At 56.3% G+C, this 2,081-nt stretch carries 1 protein-coding gene; it reads right to left on the reverse strand.

Annotated features, from left to right (window positions below; all coding sequences use genetic code 11):
* On the reverse strand, positions 1 to 2,081 hold a 2,081-nt coding region (locus KDK16_RS12935; RefSeq protein WP_257276440.1), incomplete at both ends, for a hypothetical protein.

The following is a 2,081-nucleotide window of genomic DNA, read 5'->3' on the forward strand; positions in this document are numbered from 1 at the left end:
GGCTTTCTGGCTTACTCGCCTTGGAGGACTGGCTAAATGGACTGTAGAAGAGTTTGACTGTCGACTCGGGTGTGGCAGGCATCAAAATCATCTTTTTGTCGATCATCTGCTCCGGGAGGTGAAACTTCCCATCTGAGCATTGGTACCTGGTTAAGCGCGACTCCGTCCGGCACAGTGTCCTCAGGGCATTTTTGATCAGGTTAAAAGGCTTCTGGTAGTAGTGGATCTGGTTGATATCGCTGGCGCATTTCTCGATGGGACCGTTAGGTACATATTTCTTATCCTTGCAATAGTCCCAGTCGCCTTTTTTTCCGGCGATCAGGAAGGGCTGGAATGAATAGCCGCCTCCGAAGGTCAGGGTTTTGTTCACCAGGTCGATGGACTTGATGTTCAGGGTCAGGAGGTTGCCGTCCTCACTCATCAAAGCATTGAGGGTCTGGTTGTTGTTGGTCAGGAATTTTCCGGGATCCAGTTGGTCGTGAATCGGGTCAAAGAAGCGGGCCGCTTCACCCGAGGCGTCCTGTAACTTTTTATAGACCAGCTTTTCTACCTTCTTTTTGTAATATTGCTCAAAAACGCCCCTGACGAAGTGCATCAGACCGCTAATAAAGTACCCGATTGGCCCGAGCACCATTGAAAGGCCGGAGACAGCGGTATCCACCGACTCAAAGATCACCCTGGATTCCAGGAGTTTCTTGACGTCCGGGTCCTCTTCGTTCTCATATTCAATCACGGTCAGGGTGAGACTGCCTGCCTGAACGCCGAAACTCACAGCAGACAGGGCAAGACCTGCTTTGCCTGCTTTACCTAGCCCTTTGGCTACTTTTACCCCCTTGGGCAACTGGCCCGATCCGATTTTTGAGGGCAGCTTTGGCGCGGTTTGACGGGAAGAAAATGGCTGCCTGGAGGTTGGCGTGTCCATCATGATCACCTGACGCCCGAGATCGGCCAGGTCAAGCCCTTGTAATGCCAGCGCCGAATAATAAAGCGTCTTACGGCCGATATGAATCTGCCGTTCGGTGTCCGTCATATTCCGGGGCGGGGGTTGTTTATGATGATGTCCAACGGGGGCAATCCCGGCGATCAGGTCGTAAAGGTCCAGGAAAGAGCTGGCAATGTCCATACCGTCGACGGGTGCTTTTTTCCCCTTTACCGTTGATGACAACACCGGACGACCCGTGCCTTTGAGAAAGCCCTGGAAGCGGTCAAAGGCGCCGGAGGTAAACCGGATGTTCTTTCGGGTCAGGGTATCGGGCTCCATAAAGTCCATGCGCCAACCCTGCCTGTTCCGACGGAGGGTATCCAGCAGGGGGATCATGTTATCGGAGAGTGAGTGCCGGGTTTTAATGCCCTCCAGGGCGGTGTCAAATTCCAGCAGCCGCTGCCTGAATTCGTTTCGTTCCCTGGCGACAGCGGACAGACTGTCCACCGCCGTATCGGTTTGAGTCACTGTTTGGGGGGGCACGGACACCGAAGAGGGGCTGGACGGCAAATTCCGGAGGGCTTTTGAATCCGCTGGCGGTGACATCAGCACCCGGGTTTCATCGGTAAACAGCCGGTATTCCGGTTGTCCGCTGGCCGGGGAGCGCAGCACCAGCGTTTCTATCGCCGGGCGGTCCTTCGGCATCAGGCGCTCGGTATCCGTCACCAGTCGTTTGAACACCTTGTCGCTGTGGCTCTGGGGCTCGATCACCAGCTCGCCCACCAGGGGCTTGCCGTTGGCGGAGGAGCGGGTGATGAAGGTTTTCAGGGCGTTGAGAGCCTTGATGCCGCGGGGCTGTTCACTACCGGGAAGATCGCTGACGGTCAGGCTGCTGATGTAGCTGTCAGCGGTGAAATCTGTGACCAGTGTTGTCAATGCCGGAGCGATCAGTCTGGCTGTCCGACCGAGGACAGTGATGCGGTTGCCGTCTCCCCCGGCGATGGCGGACTGCACCCGGCCCTCGGGCGTGAGCAGCACATAACCGGCAGAGGGGGTGGCTTTCAGCAACAGGGGCTGGCCACTGAGAGTCTTGGCTTCTATTTGCTGTTGGGCGCGGGTAAACGAGGCGTTGTCCAGGGCAATGACGTAGTGCTGGCCC

The organism is Endozoicomonas sp. SESOKO4 (genome assembly GCF_024606275.1).